Annotated in this window: 17 protein-coding genes; 1 reads left to right on the top strand and 16 read right to left on the bottom strand. The window is 65.3% G+C overall.

The window, feature by feature from the left end:
* Positions 1-5 precede the first annotated feature (5 nt).
* From phoB to WT26_RS09755, 10 genes are all read right to left on the bottom strand, one after another.
* The gene (phoB, locus tag WT26_RS09800; protein WP_027787869.1) at positions 6-707 is read right to left on the bottom strand and encodes a phosphate regulon transcriptional regulator PhoB; all 702 of its coding nucleotides are present in this window, start codon (positions 705-707) and stop codon (positions 6-8) included.
* A 32-nt stretch (positions 708-739) separates the two neighbouring features.
* Positions 740-1444: a phosphate signaling complex protein PhoU gene (gene phoU, locus WT26_RS09795; protein WP_021157276.1), complete on the bottom strand. Its 705-nt coding sequence runs from the start codon at positions 1442-1444 to the stop codon at positions 740-742.
* 18 nt (positions 1445-1462) lie between these two features.
* Positions 1463-2311: a phosphate ABC transporter ATP-binding protein PstB gene (gene pstB, locus WT26_RS09790; protein ID WP_059527199.1), complete on the bottom strand. Its 849-nt coding sequence runs from the start codon at positions 2309-2311 to the stop codon at positions 1463-1465.
* A gap of 15 nt (positions 2312-2326) precedes the next feature.
* Entirely contained in the window at positions 2327-3220 is an 894-nt protein-coding gene (gene pstA / locus WT26_RS09785) for a phosphate ABC transporter permease PstA (protein ID WP_027787872.1), read from the bottom strand.
* Positions 3217-4203: a phosphate ABC transporter permease PstC gene (pstC, locus tag WT26_RS09780; protein WP_059527201.1), complete on the bottom strand. Its 987-nt coding sequence runs from the start codon at positions 4201-4203 to the stop codon at positions 3217-3219. The genes pstA and pstC overlap by 4 nt, the downstream gene beginning before the upstream one ends.
* A 94-nt stretch (positions 4204-4297) precedes the next feature.
* Positions 4298-5332, bottom strand: a complete 1035-nt coding sequence (pstS, locus tag WT26_RS09775; protein ID WP_059527204.1) for a phosphate ABC transporter substrate-binding protein PstS — start codon at positions 5330-5332, stop codon at positions 4298-4300.
* A gap of 447 nt (positions 5333-5779) precedes the next feature.
* On the bottom strand, positions 5780-7135 hold the full coding sequence (gene glmM, locus WT26_RS09770) for a phosphoglucosamine mutase (RefSeq protein ID WP_069272743.1): 1356 nt from the start codon (positions 7133-7135) through the stop codon (positions 5780-5782).
* A 24-nt stretch (positions 7136-7159) separates the two neighbouring features.
* On the bottom strand, positions 7160-8062 hold the full coding sequence (gene folP / locus WT26_RS09765) for a dihydropteroate synthase (protein WP_420480935.1): 903 nt from the start codon (positions 8060-8062) through the stop codon (positions 7160-7162).
* 68 nt (positions 8063-8130) lie between these two features.
* Positions 8131-10026, bottom strand: a complete 1896-nt coding sequence (gene ftsH, locus WT26_RS09760) for an ATP-dependent zinc metalloprotease FtsH (RefSeq protein ID WP_069272742.1) — start codon at positions 10024-10026, stop codon at positions 8131-8133.
* A 166-nt stretch (positions 10027-10192) separates the two neighbouring features.
* Positions 10193-10855 (bottom strand): RlmE family RNA methyltransferase, encoded by a 663-nt coding sequence (locus WT26_RS09755; protein WP_046545366.1) that lies wholly within the window; start codon positions 10853-10855, stop codon positions 10193-10195.
* A 194-nt stretch (positions 10856-11049) separates the two neighbouring features.
* Here WT26_RS09755 and WT26_RS09750 point away from each other — a divergent pair, with 194 nt between their 5' ends.
* Positions 11050-11577, top strand: a complete 528-nt coding sequence (locus WT26_RS09750; RefSeq protein WP_059527215.1) for a YhbY family RNA-binding protein — start codon at positions 11050-11052, stop codon at positions 11575-11577.
* 28 nt (positions 11578-11605) lie between these two features.
* Here WT26_RS09750 and WT26_RS09745 read toward each other — a convergent pair whose 3' ends face one another.
* The 6 genes from WT26_RS09745 to WT26_RS09720 form a co-directional block, all read right to left on the bottom strand.
* A complete protein-coding gene (locus tag WT26_RS09745) occupies positions 11606-12064 on the bottom strand; it encodes a DUF4149 domain-containing protein (RefSeq protein ID WP_059527218.1) in 459 nt (152 codons plus the stop codon).
* A gap of 14 nt (positions 12065-12078) precedes the next feature.
* The gene (greA, locus tag WT26_RS09740; RefSeq protein ID WP_021163362.1) at positions 12079-12555 is read right to left on the bottom strand and encodes a transcription elongation factor GreA; all 477 of its coding nucleotides are present in this window, start codon (positions 12553-12555) and stop codon (positions 12079-12081) included.
* 118 nt (positions 12556-12673) lie between these two features.
* A complete protein-coding gene (gene carB / locus WT26_RS09735; RefSeq protein ID WP_059527220.1) occupies positions 12674-15928 on the bottom strand; it encodes a carbamoyl-phosphate synthase large subunit in 3255 nt (1084 codons plus the stop codon).
* A 49-nt stretch (positions 15929-15977) separates the two neighbouring features.
* Positions 15978-16640 (bottom strand): leucine efflux protein LeuE, encoded by a 663-nt coding sequence (gene leuE / locus WT26_RS09730; protein ID WP_069272741.1) that lies wholly within the window; start codon positions 16638-16640, stop codon positions 15978-15980.
* A gap of 36 nt (positions 16641-16676) precedes the next feature.
* Positions 16677-17822, bottom strand: a complete 1146-nt coding sequence (gene carA / locus WT26_RS09725; RefSeq protein WP_027787879.1) for a glutamine-hydrolyzing carbamoyl-phosphate synthase small subunit — start codon at positions 17820-17822, stop codon at positions 16677-16679.
* A gap of 419 nt (positions 17823-18241) precedes the next feature.
* Entirely contained in the window at positions 18242-19465 is a 1224-nt protein-coding gene (locus WT26_RS09720) for an MFS transporter (RefSeq protein WP_069272740.1), read from the bottom strand.
* Between the last annotated feature and the right edge of the window lie 135 nt (positions 19466-19600).

The following is a 19600-nucleotide window of genomic DNA, read 5'->3' as shown; positions in this document are numbered from 1 at the left end:
ATACGTTACGCGTGCTTGGCGAGCCGGTAGCCGCTGCCGCGCACGGTCTCGATCATCGCATCGCAACCGGCCGGTTTCAAGGCCGCGCGCAATCGTTTGATGTGCACGTCGACGGTACGCTCCTCGACGAACACGTGGTCGCCCCACACCTGGTCGAGCAGTTGCGTACGGCTGTGCACACGCTCCGGATGCGTCATGAAGAAATGCAGCAGGCGGAACTCGGTCGGGCCGAGATCGAGCTTGATCTCGCTGCCTTCCGCATGCGCGGCGACCCGATGCGTGGCCGGATCGAGGCGCAGCCCGTTGATCGACACGACGTCCTCGGTCAGCTGCGGCGCACGGCGGCGCAGCACGGCCTTGATCCGCGCCATCAGTTCCTTCGGCGAAAACGGCTTCGTCACGTAGTCGTCCGCGCCGATTTCGAGGCCGAGCACCTTGTCCTGCTCGTCGCCGCGGGCGGTGAGCATGATGATCGGGATGTGTTTGGTCCGTTCGTTGTTGCGCAGGTCGCGCGCGAACGCGATACCGGATTTGCCCGGCAGCATCCAGTCGAGCAGCACGAGATCGGGCAGCACGTCGCTGATCAGGTTCTGCGCCTGTTCGGCGTTGTACGCACGAATCGGGCAGTGACCGGCGTGCTGGAGATTCACCGAGATCAGTTCGGAAATCGCGGGCTCATCTTCAACGACGAGAATGTTGCTGGGCATCGGCACCTCTGTTTTTCCCTGTACGGAGTCGATTAACTGTTGGCTTCGCGATCGAGCGTGTCGCGCGGCTGGTGCCGCACGTCCGTGCCCTTCACGATGTAGATGATGAATTCGGCGATGTTCTTCGCGTGGTCGCCGATCCGCTCGATCGCCTTCGCGATGAACAGGTACTCGAGGCCGACCGAGATCGTGCGCGGATCTTCCTGCATGTACGACACGAGCTTGCGCACGAACGCACGGAATTCCTGGTCGATCTCCTTGTCGTCCTTGACGATCTGCGCGGCGGCCACCGTATCCAGACGCGCGAACGCGTCGAGCGCGCGGCGCAGGATCGTCACGGCCATCTCGCCCGACACCTTGATCTCGGCGATGTTGACCGCACGCGCGGCCGGCTCGTCGACCAGGCGGCGCACGCGTTTCGCGATCTTCTCGGCCTCGTCGCCTGCGCGCTCGAGGTTCGTAATCGTTTTCGAAATCGACATCAAAAGGCGCAGGTCACGCGCGGCAGGCTGCCTCCGCGCGATGATGTTGCCGCACTCCTGGTCGATGTCGACTTCCATCGCGTTCAGCGTTTCCTCGGCCGCGATCACCTTTTCGGCCGTATCGCGATCGAACTCGTTCAGCGCGTGCATCGCGCCGACGATCTGCGACTCGACGAGCCCGCCCATTTCCAGCACTTTCGACGACACGGCGTTGAGGTCCGCGTCGAACTGGCTCGACAGATGTTTATCCGACATGGCTGTTGTTCTCCGTCATCAGCCGAAACGGCCGGTGATGTAGTCTTCCGTTTCCTTGCGCACCGGCTTGATGAAGATCTTTTCGGTCTCGCCGAATTCGATCAGCTCGCCCAGGTACATGTAGGCCGTGAAATCCGAGCAGCGCGCGGCCTGCTGCATGTTGTGCGTGACGATCACGACCGTGTAGTCGCTCTTCAGCTCCGCGATCAGCTCCTCGATGCGGCCGGTCGAGATCGGGTCGAGCGCCGAGCACGGTTCGTCGAGCAGCAGCACTTCCGGACGGATCGCGATCCCGCGCGCGATGCACAGACGCTGCTGCTGGCCACCCGAGAGGCCGTAGCCGCTCTGGTTCAGCTTGTCCTTCACTTCGTTCCACAGCGCGGCCTTCGTGAGCGCCCACTCGACGCGGTCGTCCATTTCCGAGCGCGTGAGCTTCTCGAACATCTTCACGCCGAACGCGATGTTGTCGTAGATCGACATCGGGAACGGGGTCGGCTTCTGGAACACCATGCCGATACGCGCGCGCAGCAGCGAGATGTCGCGCTTCGTCGTCAGCAGGTTCTCGCCGTCCATCAGGATTTCGCCTTCGGCGCGCTGCTCCGGATAGAGCGCGAACATCTTGTTGAACGTGCGCAGCAGCGTCGACTTGCCGCAGCCCGACGGGCCGATGAACGCCGTCACCTTCCCTTCGGGAATGCTCAGGTTGATGTTCTTCAGCGCATGGAACTTGTTGTAGAAGAAGTTGAGGTTGTTGACCTCGATCTTCGCGTTCAGCGGCTCGAGCGGACGGCCGTGCGCCGCTTCGTGCGTGCCGGCCGGCGCAGCGGTGCGCTCGACAGGATTCAGGTGGCTTTCTGCCATATTCATCGGATTGCTCCGCCGTTACTTTTTCGAGAAGATCGTGCGCGCCAGGATATTGAGTCCGAGCACACCGAGCGTAATCAGGAACACACCCGCCCATGCGAGCGCCTGCCATTCCGCGAACGGGCTCATCGCGAACTTGTAGATCGTGACGGGCAGGTTCGCCATCGGCTGGCTCATGTCCCACGAGAAGAACTGGTTCGACAGCGCGGTGAACAGCAGCGGCGCCGTTTCGCCGGCGATCCGCGCAACCGCGAGCAGCACGCCCGTCACGATCCCGCCGACCGATGCGCGCAGCGTGATCTTCAGCACCATGCGCCACTTCGGCGTGCCGAGCGCGAAGGCCGCTTCGCGCAGCGCGTTCGGCACGAGCTTCAGCATGTTCTCGGTCGTGCGGATCACGATCGGAATCTGCAGCAGCGCAAGCGCGATCACGCCGGCCCAGCCCGAGAAGCGCCCCGACTTCGCGACGACGATCGCATACACGAACAGGCCGATGACGATCGACGGCGCCGACAGCAGGATGTCGTTGATGAAGCGGATCGTGCTCGCCAGCAGGTTCTTCTGGCCGTACTCGGCGAGATAGACGCCCGCGAGGATGCCGATCGGCGTGCCGACCAGCGTGCCGAAACCGCACAACAGCAGGCTGCCGACGATCGCGTTGGCGAGGCCGCCGCCTTCCGTGTTCGGTGCCGGCGTCGATTCCGTGAACAGTTGCAGCGACAGGCCGCTGACGCCGAGATGCACCGTCGTGTAGAGAATCCACACGAGCCACAGCAGGCCGAAGGCCATCGCGCCGAGCGACGCGGCCAGCGCGATCGCGTTGACGGCCTTGCGCTTGCGCTGCAGGCGGTTGCGCATCGCGTCGAGCACGGCGCCGTCCGGCCCCGGGAAATTCATGATGGGCTCGCTCATTTCTTGCCCTCTCCCTTCTCGAGACGAAGCAGCAGCAGTTTGGAGATGGACAGCACGATGAACGTGATCACGAACAGGATCAGGCCCAGTTCCATCAGCGCGGACGTATGCAGGCCCGGCTGCGCTTCCGCGAATTCGTTGGCCAGCGCCGACGTGATGCTGTTGCCCGGTGCGAACAGCGACACGCTGTCGAGCAGGTTCGTGTTGCCGATCACGAAGGTCACGGCCATCGTCTCGCCGAGCGCGCGGCCGAGGCCGAGCATCACGCCGCCGATCACGCCGGTCTTCGTATAGGGCAGCACGACCTTCCACATCACTTCCCAGGTCGTGCAGCCGATCCCGTACGCCGATTCCTTCAGCAGCACGGGCGTGACTTCGAACACGTCGCGCATCACCGATGCGATGTACGGGATGATCATGATCGCGAGGATCACGCCGGCTGCCAGGATGCCGATACCGATCGGCGGGCCGGCGGTCAGCGGGCCGAGAATCCAGACGTCCTTGAACAGGCGGCCGATCGGCTTCTGGAAATACTCCGCGAAGATCGGCGCGAACACGAGCAGGCCCCACATGCCGTACACGATCGACGGAATCGCGGCGAGCAGCTCGATCGCGATGCCGAGCGGGCGGCGCAGCCACACGGGCGACAGCTCGGTGAGGAACAGCGCGATGCCGAAGCTGACCGGCACGGCGATGACGAGCGCGATGATCGACGTCACGATCGTGCCGTAGATCGGCACGAGCGCGCCATAGATGTCCGAGTTGGGATCCCACTCGGATTGCCACAGGAAGCCGAGGCCGAACTTCTGGATGGTCGGCATCGACGCGATGATCAGGGAAACGATGATCCCGCCGAGCAGCAGCAGGGTCACGATGGCGGCGAGCCGTGCAAGACCGCCGAATACGACGTCCCCGAGGCGGCTCGGCGCGTGTTGCTGCGCAACGTCGGCGGACCGTGAGGACGTATAGGAAATATCAGACATGGGTGCCTGCTTTTGATCGCCGGGCGCCGTAACGCCCGGCTTTACCGCACACACTGCCCGACCGGCACGGCCGGGCAGCGAACCGCTGCAATGCTTACTCGGCGGCGACCGGCTTGCCCGAAGCGTCCGTCACCTTGACCTTCCACTGCTTGCGGATTTCCGCTTCGACTGCCGGCGGCAGCGAGATGTAGTCGAGGCTGTCGGCAGCCTTCTCGCCGTTCTTGAACGCCCAGCTGAAGAACTTCAGCGTTTCCGCGCCCTGCTCCGGCTTTTCCTGCTTCGCGTGCAACAGCACGAACGTCGCGCCGACGACCGGCCATGCTTCCTTGCCCGGCTGGTTCGTCAGGATCTGGTAGAACGACTTCGACCAGTTCGCGCCTGCCGCAGCGGCCTTGAACGTCTCCGTCTTCGGCTCGACCACCGTGCCCGTCGAGTTCTTCAGGGCCGTGTAGACCATGTTGTTCTTCTTCGCGTACGCCCATTCGACGTAGCCGATCGCGCCCGGCAGACGTTGCACGAAGGCCGCGACGCCGTCGTTGCCCTTGCCGCCCGTGCCCGTCGGCCAGTTGACCGTCGTGCCTTCGCCGATCTTCGACTTCCACTCGTCGTTGACCTTCGACAGGTAGTTCGTCCAGATGAAGCTCGTGCCCGAGCCGTCAGCACGGCGAACCACGGCGATGTCCGTGTCCGGCAGCTTGACCTTCGGGTTCAGCGCGGCGATCGCCGGGTCGTTCCACTTCTTGATCTTGCCGAGGTAGATGTCGCCGAGCACCGGGCCCGACAGCGTCAGTTCGCCGGCCTTCACGCCCGGCACGTTGACGACCGGCACCACGCCGCCGACCACCGTCGGGAACTGGAACAGGCCTTCCTTCGTGAGTTCTTCATCCTTCAGCGGAGCATCCGAACCGGCAAAATCGACCGTCTTCGCGATAATCTGCTTCAGGCCGCCCGACGACCCGATACCTTGATAGTTGACCTTCGCGCCGCCGGTCTGCTGGTAGTCAGCAGCCCATTTCGTATAGATCGGCATCGCGAACGTGCTGCCTGCGCCCGTGATGTCGGCAGCGTGGGCGGCGACGGCGAAAAGCGCGCCAGCCAGGCCGGCAATCGCGGTTTGCATCAATTTCATGAGACCTCCAGTGTGTGAGCGGATGACTACGGCACCGCGAAGGTTAGGGGCTCCTCATGACGGTAATGTGACAATCGATGAAACTGGCGTGACAGTAACATGACTACTTGAAAGGCAGCACAGGAGGGTGAGACGGACGGGCGCGGGCAGCGCCGGCACCGGGAGAATAGGCAATAAATGCCGGGAAGGGAAAGGCGGAAAATGTGCGTCCGGTCCCGCTTCGACAGCGGTCGATCAGGCGGGCGGATTGTACCCCATTCGCACTCGCGCGCGGTACGTCCGGACCGGACACGCCGCGCCCGGGGATTCAGGGGTCGGAAGCGGACTTCGACGTGACGTCGGGCTCATGGCGCCGCCGGATGGAGGGGCCGAACCGTGGGCGGCCTGCACCGCATGGCCGACAGGCAACCGGCGGCCATACGCACATGCGCCGGCCGCCGGCCGGATTCAGGCAGTCGCGGCGCGCACCGCGTCCGCGATCGTCTCCGCGTGGCGGACTGCGTCGGCCGCTTGCTGCGCTTCGACCATCACGCGCAGCACGGGCTCGGTACCCGATGCGCGGATCAGCACGCGGCCGCTGCCGGCGAGCGCGGCTTCGGCTGCGTCGATCGCAGCGCGAATCGACGCGCTGCCCTTCCAGTCGGCGCCCGGCTTCATCCGCACGTTGATCAGCTTCTGCGGGAACAGCGTGACGCCGTCGAGCATCTGCGCGAGGGTTCGGCCGCTGCGCTTCAGCGCGGCCAGCACGAGCAGCGCCGACACGATGCCGTCGCCGGTCGAGTGGCGATCGAGCGACAGGATGTGCCCCGAGCCTTCCGCGCCGAGCTGCCAGCCGTGCTCGCGCAACTGCTCGAGCACGTAGCGATCGCCGACCGCCGCCCGAACGAACTTCACGCCCTCGCGCTGCAGCGCGACTTCGACGGCGAGATTCGTCATCAGCGTGCCGACCGCGCCTTCGACCTTGCCGTCGGTCGCGATCCGGTCCTTCACGAGCACGTAGAGCAGCTCGTCGCCGTTGTACAGGCGACCGGTCGCGTCGACGACCTGCAGACGGTCTGCATCGCCGTCGAGCGCAATGCCGAGATCGGCGTGGTTCGCGCGCACCGCGCGCACCAGCGCGTCCGGCGCGGTCGCGCCGACGCCGTCGTTGATGTTGAAGCCGTTCGGCGCGACGCCGATCGGGATCACGTCCGCGCCGAGTTCGTGGAACACGTGCGGCGCGATCTGGTACGCGGCACCGTGTGCGCAGTCGATCACGAGCTTCAGCCCGCGCAGGTCGAACGCGGCCGGGAACGTGCTCTTGCAGAACTCGATGTAGCGGCCGGCCGCATCGTCGAGGCGGCGCGCCTTGCCGAGTCCGTCGGACGATGCGCATTCGAGCGGCTTGTCGAGCCACGCTTCGATCGCGGCTTCGGTGTCGTCCGGCAGCTTGTTGCCGTCAGCGGAGAAAAACTTGATCCCGTTGTCGCGATACGGATTGTGCGATGCGCTGATCACGACGCCCGCCGACAGGCGCAGCGCGCGTGTCAGGTAGGCGACCCCCGGCGTCGGCATCGGGCCGGCCAGCATCACGTCGACACCCGCCGCCGAGAACCCTGCCTCGAGCGCAGCTTCGAGCATGTAGCCCGACACGCGCGTGTCCTTGCCGATCAGCACGGTCGGCCGCGAGCCTGCCGCGCCTTCGGCCGAGCTGGCCAGTACCTTGCCGGCCGCGTAGCCGAGACGCAACACGAAATCCGGCGTGATGGGCGCCTCGCCCACCGTGCCGCGAATGCCGTCCGTGCCGAAATATCGACGTCCCATAATGAATGTTCCTCCTGTTTTGACTTATCGTTGCCGCGCGGCTTCGCGCACGGCATTCCAGATTTTCAATGCATCGACCGTCGCCGCGACATCGTGCACGCGCACGATCGCCGCCCCGCGCTCGACCGCGCACAATGCGGCCGCCACGCTTGCCGCGACGCGCTCCATCGGCGGCTTGCCGCCGATCACCGCACCGAGCATCGACTTGCGCGACATCCCGGCAAGAATCGGGTAAGGCCGGCCGTCGGGTCGCGCGGGTGCCGTTTCCGGCAGCGCGGCCAGGAGTGCATAGTTGTCGTCGACGACCGCCTTGCCGAACCCGAAACCCGGATCGACGCAGATGCGTTCCGCCGCGACGCCGGCGTCCATCAACGCTTGCGCACGCTCGGCGAGGAATTCGCGCACGTCGGCGACCACGTCTAGATAGTCAGGCTCGTGCACCTGCATCGTCTGCGGCTCACCGAGCATGTGCATCGCACACAGCCCGCAATTGCCGTCGCGCACCGCGTCGATCGCGCCCGGCTGGCGGAACCCCCAGATGTCGTTGATCAGGTCGGCGCCCGCGGCCAGCGCCGCGCGCATCACGGCCGGCTTGTAGGTATCGATCGACAGCGGCACGTTCAACGGGCGCAGCGCTTCGACGAGCGGGATCACGCGCGCGAGCTCCTCGTCGAGCGGCACCGGCGGCGCGCCGGGGCGCGTCGATTCGCCGCCGATATCGAGGAGATCGACGCCTTCGGCAATCATCCGCTCGGCCTGGCGCAGCGCAGCGTCGCGCGCGAGGAAGCGGCCGCCATCGGAGAACGAATCGGGCGTGGCGTTGAGGATGCCCATCACGAGCGGGCGTTCGAACGTCAGCGTGAAGCGGCCGCACTGCAGCGGCGCCGGAATGAATGAGGGGGAGGCGGGATCGGACACGAGCGACAAACGTGGAATGAATGCAAAACGGGCCGGTGTGAAGACACACCAGCCCGTGAACGGTACGACAGCGGGAATCAGGCCGGCGACGCGGGCGCCGGCGCGTTGCCCGGCTTGACCTCGGCGCCGGTGCCGCCCGACGATGCATCGCCGCCGACAGCCGGCGAGCTCTTCGGGGAGCGCGGCGGACGGCCTTCCATGATGTCGTTGATCTGATCGGCATCGATCGTCTCCCACTCCATCAGCGCGGCGGTCATCGCTTCGACCTTGTCGCGGTTCTCTTCGAGCAGGCGGCGCGCAAGGCCGTACTGTTCGTCGAGCACGCGGCGGATTTCCGAATCGACCTTCTGCTGCGTCGCTTCCGAGATCGTGCGCGTGAAGCCACGGCCGAACGGCGATGCATCGTTCTCGTCGTCGACGTAGACCATCGGCCCGAGCGCATCGGTCATGCCGAAACGAGCCACCATCGCACGCGCTGTCTGGGTTGCCTTGTTGAAGTCGTCCGATGCGCCGGTGCTGACGAGGTTCATGAACAGCTCTTCCGCCACCCGGCCACCGAACAGGATCGCGAGGCGGTCCAGCAGGTAGTCCTTCGAGTACGTTTCGTTGTCGTGCTCCGGCAACTGCCACGTGACACCCAGCGCGCGACCGCGCGGAATGATCGTGACCTTGTGCACGGGGTCGGCCTTCGGCAGCAGCTTCGCGATCACCGCGTGGCCCGACTCGTGATAAGCGGTCGCACGCTTCGCTTCCTCGCGGATCACGGCCGACTTGCGCTCCGGACCCATGAAGATCTTGTCCTTCGCGTCTTCGAAATCCTGCATCTCGACGATGCGCTTGCCGCGGCGTGCGGCGAACAGCGCCGCCTCGTTCACGAGGTTCGCGAGATCGGCGCCCGAGAAGCCCGGCGTGCCGCGCGCGATGACTGCCGCATCGACGTCGTTCGCGATCGGCACCTTGCGCAGGTGCACGCGCATGATCTGTTCGCGGCCGCGGATGTCCGGCAGGCCGACGTAGACCTGGCGGTCGAAACGGCCCGGACGCAGCAGCGCCTTGTCGAGCACGTCGGAACGGTTGGTGGCGGCGATCACGATCACGCCCGAGTTCGCCTCGAAGCCGTCCATCTCGACGAGCATCTGGTTCAGCGTCTGTTCGCGCTCGTCGTTGCCGCCGCCCATGCCGGCGCCGCGATGACGGCCGACCGCGTCGATTTCGTCGATGAACACGATGCACGGCGCATGCTTCTTCGCCTGCTCGAACATGTCGCGCACACGGGCCGCGCCGACGCCGACGAACATTTCGACGAAGTCCGAACCCGAGATGCTGAAGAACGGCACTTTCGCTTCACCCGCGATCGCGCGGGCCAGCAGCGTCTTGCCGGTACCCGGAGGGCCGACGAGCAGCACGCCGCGCGGAATGCGGCCGCCCAGCTTCTGGAATTTCTGCGGATCGCGCAGGAAGTCGACGAGCTCGGACACTTCTTCCTTCGCTTCGTCGCAGCCCGCGACGTCGGAGAAGTTCACCGCGTTGTTGTTCTCGTCGATCAGCCGCGCGCGGGATTTGCCGAACGAGAACGCGCCGCCTTTGCCGCCTCCCTGCATCTGCCGCATCATGTAGAACCAGAACACGATGATCAGGATCGTCGGCCCGAGGTAGTACAGCGCGGACATCAGCGCGTTCGGCTCGTCGTCGGCCTTGCCGCTGACCTGCACGCCGTACTTCATCAGATCGCCAACCATCCAGATGTCGCCGGGCGACACGATCTGGTATTTCTGGCCATCAGCCGGAGTGACGGTGAGGTTGCGCCCCTGAACGATGACGTTCTTGACCTTGCCGTTCTTGGCGTCGTCCATGAACTGCGAATAGGACACGCCTTCCTGGACGCGGGGCTTGTCGAACTGCTTGAACACCGTAAACAGCACCAGTGCGATCACCAGCCACACCGCTGCCTTCGAAAACATATTGTTGTTCAAAGCACCACTCCTTCACTCGTAGACGAGCGCCTACATTTTCCTTGCGGCGCCCCTCGGTCATTCTAATCCAGTCCGACCACCCTCGCCATAAGCATTGACAACCGCCGCGATAGCGCTTCGCTTGTCTGGCAAGGGCCGGAGCCCGTTTGCGGCACCCCGCCGCGCATCAGCGCGGACGTTTCAGATGCCGACCCAAAATGAACGTTTCGGACGATTTGTCGCGGGACGCCTTCGGCTTGCGCGGCGCGACGGTCTTAAACTGCTGTTTGAATTTCTCGACGATCTGGCTGTAGCCGCTGCCGTGAAAACATTTCACGAGCAACGCACCATCCGGCTTCAGATGGTTCTGCGCGAATTCGAGCGCCAGATCGCAGAGATGCTCGATGCGCGCCGCGTCCGCCGAGGCCACGCCCGAGAGGTTGGGGGCCATGTCGGAAATAACAAGGTCGACCGCGCGGCCTTCGAGCACTTCTTCGAGCTGGTGAAGGACTTCATCCTCGCGGAAGTCGCCCTGGAGGAAATGGACGTCGGCGATCGGCTCCATCGGCAGGATGTCGAGCGCGACGATCGTGCCGTCGATGCCGCCTTCGCGCTCCGCGTCACGCTTCTTGCCCTGCGCGAGCTTGTTGCGGGCATACTGGCTCCAGCTGCCCGGCGTCGCGCCGAGATCGACGATCACCTGGCCCGGACGGATCAGCTTGTCCTGCTCGTCGATTTCCTTCAGCTTGTACGCGGCGCGCGCGCGATAGCCCTCCCGCTGCGCCATTTTGACGTACGGGTCGTTGATGTGGTCGTGCAGCCAGTGCTGGTTGAAGCGGTTTTTTGCCATTCGAAAGAGAGATTGCTGCCAATTGCTTCGTGAAGCCGCGCTTTTAGCGGATAATACGCGTCTTCTTCGCGCGGCTGCGGCCCCTTTTTCGGGCCCAAGCCGCGATTTTACGTGGTTTCGGCGCACGGCTGACGCGGTAACTACCCGCGATCGCTTTTCAGTCAGCGCGCCCTTATTTAGATTTCGACATTTCCATGCCCGCCCTTTCGCTTTCTCCCGCCGAGCGCTCCGCGCTGCGCTCCCAGGCCCATGCGCTCAAGCCCGTCGTGCTGATCGGCGCCGAAGGGCTGACCGACGCCGTGCTGAAGGAAATCAAGGTGCACCTCGACGCGCACCAGCTGATCAAGATCCGCGTGTTCGGCGACGAGCGCGACGAACGCATCGCGATCTACGACGAGATCTGCGATCGCCTGAGCGCGGCGCCGATCCAGCACATCGGCAAGCTGCTGGTGATCTGGAAGCCCGAAGCCGCCGTAGCGGCCCCGGCCCGCGGCCGTCGTGCCGGCACGCTGCCGAGCGCGGCCGAAGCCGTCGACGACAAGAAAGGCCGTGCACCGCGCACCGTCAAGGTCGTCAAGGTGTCGCCGAACGCGAGCCCTGTGCGCCGTCCGCGACCGGTGAAGGTCACGGTGCGCGGCAACGAGCGCGTGACGGCGGGCGGTAGCGTGAAGCGCGCCAAGAAGCGTCAGGCCAGCACGAAGCGTCCGTTCCAGGACAAGTAAGCCCGCCCGGGCGCCCGGCCCGCGACGCTTACGCGTCGCGCGCCGGCAGACGCCAGATCAGCATCAGCCCCAGCACGCTCTCGACGAGGTAGAACACGCTCGAGACGCCGTGCAGCATCCCGAAGCGGCTCGCATACGGCGAATTCGCGATATCGGTGCCCGCGTCCATCGCGGCGACCCGCAGCGCGTTCATGAACGGCTGCAGCGCAAAATACCCGACCAGCACGCATACGACCATCGCGGCGACGACCCAGCGCACGCGGCGATATTCGCTGCTGCCGCGCCGAACCTGCTGGTTCGACAGCGCGAGCAGCAGCACGCCGCACACGACACCGAGGATCGCCTCGATACGGAACAGCTGGGCGGCGACCGAACCGGCCGTCATCCGCTCCAGCGTCCTGAACAGCACGGGCGCGACCGCATACCCGATCGTCAGCAGGCTGCCGACCCACACGGCCGACAGCAGACGGAACACGCGATGCGGCATCGTGTCGCCCCGCTTCAGATGTAGCTGACCGAGATGATTTCGTACTCGCGCACGCCGCTCGGCGCCTGCACGGCCGCGACGTCGCCTTCGGACTTGCCGATCAGTGCACGCGCGATCGGCGAGCTGACCGAGATCAGGCCGTGATCGATATCGGCTTCGTCGTCACCGACGATCTGGTACTTGACGGTGTCGCCCGACTCGAGATCCTCGAGTTCGACGGTCGATGCGAAAACCACGCGGCCTTCGGCGTCGAGCACGGTCGGATCGATGACCTGCGCGGCCGACAGTTTCGATTCGATTTCCGCGATACGACCCTCGATGAAGCCCTGCTTTTCCTTCGCGGCATCGTATTCGGCGTTTTCGGACAGGTCGCCCTGTGCGCGGGCCTCCGCGATCGCGTTGATCACGGCCGGCCGCTCGACGGACTTGAGGCGCTGCAATTCATCGCGCAGTTGCTCTGCGCCACGCTTTGTCAACGGAATGGTGCTCATAAACGGCTCAATCGCTAAAAACGGCTATAAAAAAAATCACCGCGATTAAGCGCGTTTCCGATGCACTGGAAACACCGCCTAATCGCGGCACGTGTTGCTTCGACAGGTAACTGACTGCTTAGTTTAGGCGAGCGTGAAGACCTTGTAAATCATAGACTTCCAGATCCTTCAGGTAGCGCAAGCCTTCGACCGCCGCGCGCGCGCCCGACATCGTCGTGTAGTACGTGACCTTGTGCGCCTGCGCACTCATGCGGATCGAACGCGAATCGGCGATCGCCTGGCGCGTTTCGTCGACCGTCGTGAACACGAGTGCGATCTCGCCGTTCTTGATCATGTCGACGATGTGCGGACGGCCGTCCTTCACCTTGTTCACGACCTTCACCGGCACGCCGGCCGCTTCGATCGCGGCAGCCGTGCCCTTCGTCGCGACGATCGGGTAGCCGAGGTCGTGCAGCATGCGCGCGACTTCGACCGCCTTCGGCTTGTCCGCATCCATCACGGTCAGCAGCACCGTGCCTGACTCCGGCAGGCGCGAACCGGCCGCGAGCTGCGACTTGAACAGCGCTTCGCCGAACGTCTGGCCGACGCCCATCACTTCGCCGGTCGAGCGCATTTCAGGCCCGAGAACCGGATCGACGGTCGGGAACTTGACGAACGGGAACACCGCTTCCTTCACGCTGAAGTACGGCGGCTCGACTTCCTTCGTCACGCCCTGCTGCGCGAGCGTCTGGCCGACCATCGCGCGCGCCGCGATCTTCGCGAGCGGCAGGCTGGTCGCCTTCGACACGTACGGCACCGTGCGCGATGCGCGCGGGTTCACTTCCAGCACGTAGATGATGTCCTGCTTCGAACCGTCCGCCTGCGGCACCTGCTGGATCGCGAACTGCACGTTCATCAGGCCGACCACGTTCAGCGCCTTCGCCATCGCGCCCGTCTGGCGCTTCAGCTCGGCCACGGTTTCCTTCGACAGCGAGTACGGCGGCAGCGAGCATGCCGAGTCGCCCGAGTGGACACCCGCCTGCTCGATGTGCTCCATCACGCCGCCGATGAACACCGCATCGCCGTCGCAGATGCAGTCGACGTCGCACTCGATCGCATCGTTCAGGAAGCGGTCGAGCAGCACCGGCGAATCGTTCGACACCTTCACGGCCTCGCGCATGTAGCGCTCGAGGTCGCGCGGCTCGTGGACGATTTCCATCGCGCGGCCGCCGAGCACGTACGACGGGCGCACGACCAGCGGGTAGCCGATTTCGGCCGCCAGCGCGAGCGCTTCGTCTTCGGCGCGCGCGGTGCGGTTCGGCGGCTGGCGCAGGCCGAGGTCCTGCAGCAGCTTCTGGAAGCGTTCGCGGTCTTCGGCCGCGTCGATCATGTCCGGCGACGTGCCGACGATCGGCACGCCGTGCGCCTCGAGGTCGAGCGCGAGCTTCAGCGGCGTCTGGCCGCCGTACTGGACGATCACGCCGACCGGCTTTTCCTTGTCGACGATCTCGAGCACGTCTTCCAGCGTCAGCGGCTCGAAGTACAGGCGGTCGGACGTGTCGTAGTCGGTCGACACCGTTTCCGGGTTGCAGTTGACCATGATCGTTTCGTAGCCGTCCTCGCGCATCGCGAGCGCCGCGTGCACGCAGCAATAGTCGAACTCGATACCCTGGCCGATCCGGTTCGGGCCGCCGCCCAGCACCATGATCTTCTTGTTGGTGGTCGGCTGCGCCTCGCACTCTTCCTCGTAGGTCGAGTACATGTACGCGGTTTTCGTCGCGAACTCGGCCGCGCACGTGTCGACGCGCTTGTAGACCGGGCGCACGTTGAGTTCGATGCGGCGCTTGCGGACATCTTCCGGCGTCGCGCCGAGCAGCTTCGCGAGGCGGCGGTCGGAGAAGCCACTCTGCTTCAGGTAGCGCAGCTCGTCGAACGTCAGCGACGCGAGCGTGCGGCCCGCGAGCGCCTTTTCCTTCAGGATGATCTGCTCGATCTGTTCGAGGAACCACGGGTCGATCGCGGTTTCCGCGAAGATTTCCTCGGCCGTCATGCCGATGCGGAACGCATCGCCGACGTACCAGATGCGGTCCGGGCCCGGCTCGTGGATCTCGATCGCGATCTCGTCGCGGTCGGTCGACTTCTCGTCGAGACCGTCGACGCCGACTTCGAGGCCGCGCAGCGCCTTCTGGAACGATTCCTGGAACGTGCGGCCGATCGCCATCACTTCGCCGACCGACTTCATCTGCGTGGTCAGGCGCGAATCGGCCTCACGGAACTTCTCGAACGCGAAACGCGGGATCTTCGTGACGACGTAGTCGATCGTCGGCTCGAACGACGCCGGCGTCTGGCCGCCGGTGATTTCGTTCTTCAGCTCGTCGAGCGTGTAGCCGACGGCCAGCTTCGCCGCGACCTTCGCGATCGGGAAGCCGGTCGCCTTCGATGCGAGCGCCGACGAACGCGACACGCGCGGGTTCATTTCGATGACGACCATGCGGCCGTCCTTCGGGTTGATCGAGAACTGCACGTTCGAGCCGCCCGTGTCGACGCCGATCTCGCGCAGCACCGCGAGCGATGCGTTACGCAGGATCTGGTATTCCTTGTCGGTGAGCGTCTGCGCCGGCGCGACCGTGATCGAATCGCCGGTGTGCACGCCCATCGGGTCGAGGTTCTCGATCGAGCAGACGATGATGCAGTTGTCGGCGCGGTCGCGCACGACTTCCATCTCGTATTCCTTCCAGCCGAGCAGCGACTCTTCGATCAGCAGCTCGCGCGTGGGCGAGAGATCGAGGCCGCGCTTGCAGATCTCCTCGAACTCCTCGCGGTTGTACGCGATGCCGCCGCCCGAGCCGCCGAGCGTGAACGACGGACGGATCACGACCGGATAGCCGCTGCCGCCGGTGCCGGCCATGATCTCGGCGTGCACCTGGGTCGCTTCTTCCATCGAGTGCGCGATGCCCGACTTCGCGGAACCGAGACCGATCTTGGTCATCGCTTCCTTGAACTTCTGGCGGTCTTCCGCCTTGTCGATCGCTTCCGGCGACGCGCCGATCAGTTCCACGCCGAACTTCTCGAGCACGCCGTGGTGGTGCAGGTCGAGCGCGCAGTTCAGCGCGGTCTGGCCGCCCATCGTCGGCAGGATCGCGTCCGGGCGCTCCTTCTCGATGATGCGCGCGACGACTTCCCACGTGATCGGCTCGATGTAGGTCACGTCGGCCGTGTTCGGGTCGGTCATGATCGTCGCCGGGTTGCTGTTGACGAGAACGACCTTGTAGCCCTCCTCACGCAACGCCTTGCAAGCCTGCGCGCCCGAATAGTCGAACTCGCACGCCTGGCCGATGATGATCGGGCCGGCGCCGATGATGAGGATGCTCTTGATGTCTGTGCGTTTTGGCATGGCTTGTGAATTCAATAAGTAATCGTTGTCGTGGGTCGGCCGGCTGCGCTCAGCTCATCGTGGCGAGCGCGAGCTTCACCGAGAAACCGATGAACAGGCCGCCCACGCTGCTCGCCGCGCCTGCTGCAAGCTTGCGGCGGCGGCGGAAGTGCTCGGCGAGCCGCGCCCCCGCGAAGATCAGCGTGCTCAGGTACAGGAAGCTCGCGCATTGCGCGATCGCCCCGAGCACGACGAACGACAGCGCGGGATGCGGGAATGCCGGGTCGACGAACTGGATGAAGAACGAGATGAAGAACAGGATCGCCTTCGGATTCAGCAGGCTCACGATCAGCGCCTTGCGGAACGGACGACGCTCGCCGTCGACCGCGGGCGGCGCATCGGCCGGCGCATCGGCGCGCGCGCGCAGCTTCTGCCACGCGCTGCGCAGCATGCCGGAGCCGATGTAGAGCAGATACGCGGCGCCGCCGTACTTGACGACGGAGAACAGCAGCGGGTTCGCCTTCAGCAGCGACGCGACGCCCGCGGCGGACAGCACCATCAGCACCGTGTCGCCGACGAACACGCCGCAGGCCGCGCGATAGCCGGCCTTCACGCCGCGCTGCGCCGCGAGCGACAGCACGTACATCGAGTTCGGCCCCGGCAGCAGGATGATGAAGATCACGCCGAACACGTAGGTCCAGATATCCGTGATGCCGAGTGCGTGGCCGAACATGATGCGAATCTCCCGTTCTTCGGTTGCGTCAGTGACTCAGGCGTTGCGCTGCTTCGCCGCGTCCATCAGCGCGGTGAAGCGGTCGAACAGATAGCCGATGTCGTGCGGGCCGGGCGACGCTTCCGGGTGGCCCTGGAAGCAGAATGCCGGCTTGTCGGTCAGCTCGAAGCCCTGCAGCGTGCCGTCGAACAGCGACACGTGCGTCACGCGCGCGTTGGCCGGCAGCGAATCCGCATCGACGGCGAAGCCGTGGTTCTGCGACGTGATCACCACGCGGCCGTCGCCGAGATCCTTCACCGGGTGGTTCGCGCCGTGGTGCCCCGTCTTCATCTTCAGTGTCTTCGCGCCGACCGCGAGGCCCATGATCTGGTGGCCGAGGCAGATGCCGAAGGTCGGCACGCCGCGCTCGATGAATTGCTTCGTGGCCGCGATCGCGTAGTCGCACGGCTCCGGATCGCCGGGGCCGTTCGACAGGAAGATGCCGTCCGGATTCAGCGCGAGCGCATCTTCCGCGCTCGCCTCGGCCGGCAGCACCGTCACGTGGCAGCCGCGTTCCGCGAGCATGCGCAGGATGTTGTACTTGACGCCGAAATCGTACGCGACGACACGGTACTTCGGCGCTTCCTGCATGCCGTAGCCGCCTTCGAGGCGCCATTCGGTCTGCTTCCACTCGAACGGCTTCGTGGTCGACACGACCTTCGCGAGATCCATGCCCGCGAGGCCCGGGAACGAGCGCGCGAGCTCGATCGCCTTCGCTTCGTCGTCCGAACCCGTCAGGATGCAGCCGTTCTGCGCGCCCTTGTCGCGCAGGATGCGGGTCAGCTTGCGGGTGTCGATGCCGGCGATCGCGACGACGCCTTCGTCGCGCAGGTAGTCGCCGAGCGTGCGGTCCATGCGGAAGTTCGATGCGAGCGTGGGCAGATCACGGATGATCAGGCCGGCGGCATGGACTTTCGTGGCTTCGACGTCTTCGGCGTTCACGCCGACGTTGCCGATATGCGGATAGGTGAGCGTGACGATCTGGCGCGAGTAGCTCGGATCGGTCAGGATTTCCTGATAGCCGGTGATCGCGGTATTGAACACGACTTCGCCGATCGTGTGGCCTTCGGCCCCGATCGAATAACCACGAAAGACCGTGCCGTCGGCGAGTGCAAGCAAGGCGGGAGTAAAAGACGGCAACACGGGAGGCTCCTTGGGGAACACCCTGCTGCCGACCTGTTTACCCTGCCGCGCGAGCGCCGCGCTGCGTGGGCGCGCGCGTTGGCTTGCATCACGCACCCGGCGGTGTCGAGTCGCGAAACCGGCGCGCAGCGCACGAGGCTTCGCGGCATCGCCCGGCAGGCGGCGTGCGGCGGATGAACGGGATGAATGAGGTAGGCGCTAGGGTGCGAGGTTGATCAGCACAAACTTTCAAATTATAGCCTGAAAATGGACCTGTTTTCAACGCCGCTGGCCGCCGATTCCATGGCATGGCAATCCGCAATGCGGCTCGGCGGACCGATCACGCGCCCTTTTTCTTTTTCAATGGCCCGGGCCTCCGGCGCCCGTCACGCGCGCTGCGGCCCCGATTGCGGAACCGCGCCACGCTCCAGCGTACCCCTCTATCGGCTCGCTTGACCAGAGGCGATCGGTGCGGGCCATACGTACCAGACTGCGCTCGCGAGCTGCAGCGCGAGCAGCACACCCCATGCGGTGAAGTGCGCGGCGGCAGGATAACGTCCGTCGACCGCCGGCCAGTGCGACAGCACCGCGCCGACACCGATCTGGAACGCAAAGATCAGCAGGAAGATCACGAGCGTGAGCGTCGTGTTCGCGCGGCCGATCAGATGCGCGGGAAAATGCCCGGCCATCACCGCATAGGTCAGGATGCCGACGCCGCCGAACATCCCGTACGCGCCCCACAGAACGGCCGGCGGCAACGGCGCGCGCACCACGATCGCAGCCTGCGTCGCGACGAACAAGGCCATGCCGATGCCGCAGAACGCGTACACGGACACCCCGCGCCGCTCGAGCACGCGCGCCGCGGCGCCGAAGCCAACGCAGCCGGCCATCATCGCGAAGCCGAGCACCGACACGAGGCGCGCCGCATGCGGCGCATCGAACCCCGCGACGTCGCGCAGGTACGGCCCGACCCACAGCGACTGCATCGCATAGAACACGCCCTGCGTGACGACGGAGAACGACGAGATCTTCCAGAACGCACGGCTGCTCAGGATATGCCACGCGCCCTTGAACTGGCTGACGAGCCCGCCCTGGTGACGCACCTGCTTCGCCTCCGGCGCGCCCAGGCCGATCGACGCCGCGACGGCCACCGTCAGCACCGCGAGGCCGAAACAGATCGCGCGCCAGCTCGTCCAGCCGAGCAGCCAGGTCAGCGGCGAGCCGACCATCACGCCGCCGAGGCCGCCCACGGCCATCACGAGACCGTTCACGAGCGGCAGCCGGCCGACCGGGAAATGCTGCGCGAGCGCCTTGAACGCCGCGCCGAGACACACCGACACGCCGACGCCGATCAGCAGCCGGCCGACCATCATCGTGCCGAGGCCGTGCGCGGCGCCGAACACGGCCGCACCGGCGGCCGCGAACAGCAGCATGCCGGCCGTCACGCGGCGCGGGCCGAAGTGATCGAGCATCACGCCGGCCGGGATCTGCGCGCCCGCGAAGCCGAGGAAATAGAGACTGGTGAGCAGGCCGAGATCGGCGGCCGACAACCCGAGCTCGTGCGTGACGAACGGCGCGAAGCCCAGATTGACGCCGCGAAACACATACGACACGAAATACCCGACCGAAAACAGCGCGAGCACCCTCACCTGCACCGACGACATCGCTCCCCCTTGTCATATGAAGGCATTCGAGGCGGCACCCCCGCGCCGCGCACAAACGAAAACGCCGTCACCTCGGTGACGGCGTTTCGTCGCATTTCGTCGGATGATAACGCAATCGCACGAACCGGGCCGGCC

Origin of the sequence: Burkholderia cepacia (genome assembly GCF_001718835.1) — a bacterium.
Classification (GTDB): Bacteria; Pseudomonadota; Gammaproteobacteria; order Burkholderiales; family Burkholderiaceae; genus Burkholderia; species Burkholderia cepacia_F.
This window is presented reverse-complemented; position numbering and strand designations above follow the sequence as displayed.

What these genes read in the sequence shown, in the direction of transcription:
- pstS (WP_059527204.1), bottom strand. Translation starts at nt 5,332, where the DNA reads ATGAAATTGATGCAAACCGCGATTGCCGGCCTGGCTGGCGCGCTTTTC.
- phoB (WP_027787869.1), bottom strand. Translation starts at nt 707, where the DNA reads ATGCCCAGCAACATTCTCGTCGTTGAAGATGAGCCCGCGATTTCCGAA.
- phoU (WP_021157276.1), bottom strand. Translation starts at nt 1,444, where the DNA reads ATGTCGGATAAACATCTGTCGAGCCAGTTCGACGCGGACCTCAACGCC.
- WT26_RS09745 (WP_059527218.1), bottom strand. Translation starts at nt 12,064, where the DNA reads ATGCCGCATCGCGTGTTCCGTCTGCTGTCGGCCGTGTGGGTCGGCAGC.
- WT26_RS09755 (WP_046545366.1), bottom strand. Translation starts at nt 10,855, where the DNA reads ATGGCAAAAAACCGCTTCAACCAGCACTGGCTGCACGACCACATCAAC.
- pstB (WP_059527199.1), bottom strand. Translation starts at nt 2,311, where the DNA reads ATGAATATGGCAGAAAGCCACCTGAATCCTGTCGAGCGCACCGCTGCG.
- glmM (WP_069272743.1), bottom strand. Translation starts at nt 7,135, where the DNA reads ATGGGACGTCGATATTTCGGCACGGACGGCATTCGCGGCACGGTGGGC.
- pstC (WP_059527201.1), bottom strand. Translation starts at nt 4,203, where the DNA reads ATGTCTGATATTTCCTATACGTCCTCACGGTCCGCCGACGTTGCGCAG.
- greA (WP_021163362.1), bottom strand. Translation starts at nt 12,555, where the DNA reads ATGAGCACCATTCCGTTGACAAAGCGTGGCGCAGAGCAACTGCGCGAT.
- WT26_RS09720 (WP_069272740.1), bottom strand. Translation starts at nt 19,465, where the DNA reads ATGTCGTCGGTGCAGGTGAGGGTGCTCGCGCTGTTTTCGGTCGGGTAT.
- WT26_RS09750 (WP_059527215.1), top strand. Translation starts at nt 11,050, where the DNA reads ATGCCCGCCCTTTCGCTTTCTCCCGCCGAGCGCTCCGCGCTGCGCTCC.
- carB (WP_059527220.1), bottom strand. Translation starts at nt 15,928, where the DNA reads ATGCCAAAACGCACAGACATCAAGAGCATCCTCATCATCGGCGCCGGC.
- pstA (WP_027787872.1), bottom strand. Translation starts at nt 3,220, where the DNA reads ATGAGCGAGCCCATCATGAATTTCCCGGGGCCGGACGGCGCCGTGCTC.
- leuE (WP_069272741.1), bottom strand. Translation starts at nt 16,640, where the DNA reads ATGTTCGGCCACGCACTCGGCATCACGGATATCTGGACCTACGTGTTC.